The 1,257-nt window shown below is 67.6% G+C and carries 3 protein-coding genes; 2 read left to right on the forward strand and 1 reads right to left on the reverse strand.

Annotated elements, in window-relative coordinates; translation table 11 throughout:
* Window positions 1-103 precede the first annotated feature (103 nt).
* Window positions 104-730 (reverse strand): SMI1/KNR4 family protein, encoded by a 627-nt coding sequence (locus tag ACFWM7_RS24420; protein WP_383263897.1) that lies wholly within the window; start codon window positions 728-730, stop codon window positions 104-106.
* Between ACFWM7_RS24420 and ACFWM7_RS24425 the strand changes: the two genes are divergently transcribed.
* Both ACFWM7_RS24425 and ACFWM7_RS24430 read left to right on the forward strand, forming a co-directional pair.
* Window positions 729-926, forward strand: coding sequence for a DoxX family protein (locus ACFWM7_RS24425; protein ID WP_383263900.1), 198 nt, complete (start codon window positions 729-731; stop codon window positions 924-926). The two genes, ACFWM7_RS24420 and ACFWM7_RS24425, sit on opposite strands and share 2 nt — an antisense overlap.
* 53 nt (window positions 927-979) lie before the next feature.
* On the forward strand, window positions 980-1,257 hold a 278-nt coding region (locus tag ACFWM7_RS24430), incomplete at its 3' end, for an AAA family ATPase (protein WP_383263903.1).

Genomic DNA, 1,257 nt, shown 5'->3' on the forward strand with positions numbered 1-1,257 from the left:
GCCCCGCCGTGCCGCGCACGGCGGGGCATCCTGCTGTGGGCCAGCCGAGGCGGGAACTCCCCGGCGGTTGAGGCCGGGTGGGTGTGAGGGCTGACGCATCAGCTCAGTCCTCGTCCTCCTCCATGCTCGCGTACCCGGAGCGGATCAACGCGGAGAAGCCGGGGTACTTCGTCGGGTTGCCGTACTTCGGTGCGAACTCGTAGGCGGCCCACTCGCCGTCCGGACCGACGTCGGTCGGATCGAGCAACCAGAAGTCCTCTCCCCGGGCGATCTCGAGGGACCGGCGAAACAACTGAACATCGTCCTCGTTGCCGGGTATCGAGTCGTAGGTATCGGTCACGCGTCTGCCGGCCTCGCTGTCCCGCATCCACAGGACGCGGTCGCAGGAATGGACACCGTCCACGTAGTCATCGAGGTGCTTCCACCCGTCGCTTGCCAGGAAGAATCCCCGCAGGCTGGGTGGAAACCGCACTCCGAGCCTCTCCTCGGATGCCGCCAGAGCCTCCTCCCGAGCAGGGGCTTCACCCAACCACAGCTCAACCCGCCCCCCTCGATCCAGAACCTCCAGCTGATCGTCTTCCAGCAGGTCGACCAGCTCGTCGTCGTCGGCACGGACCTTCACGTACAGCTCGCCGTATCGCTGCAGAAAGACACGCCATTCCTCCGGCGTGGCCAGAACGCCGACAACTTCATTCTCTTCAGGCCCAGTTGTCTCACTCATGCCGATCATGGTGCCAAGTGGTCAGGTGGGCCTGTTCGGAGTCCACTGGCTGGGTCTGGCAGCGGGAATCGGCCCGACCGCGTTCTTCGTCGGCGCGGTCCTGGTCCACGTCCGGCCGCGTGTCTTCCACAACATCGCCTTCCCGGGGGTGTTCCTGATGCTCGCCGTCGTCAGTACCGGTTTCTTCGCGGACGGGGGACGGTGACCGCCGTGTCAGTGGCCGTGGTCGACCGGCCTCGTACCCGGCAGGATGGGCCCGTGCCGAAGAACTCAGCCGACCGCGCGGGTGGCCGCCCCAGCTCCCACGACCTCACGCCGGTGGTCCTGATTTCGGCCGGGCTCGTCGTCCTCGTCGGCCCGCCCGCCTCCGGCAAGACGAGCTTCGTCCGGGCGCTGGTCGAGCGGCGGCAGATCGACGCGGAAGCCGTGGTGTCCAGCGACGAGATCCGTGCGGATCTGTCCGGCGCGCCGTGTGAGCCTGCGTCCGCCGCATCGGTCTCCGCCGCATCGGTCTCCGCCGCATCGAACTCCGATGC

The organism is Streptomyces sp. NPDC058375 (genome assembly GCF_042723425.1).
Classification (GTDB): Bacteria; Actinomycetota; Actinomycetes; order Streptomycetales; family Streptomycetaceae; genus Streptomyces; species Streptomyces durocortorensis.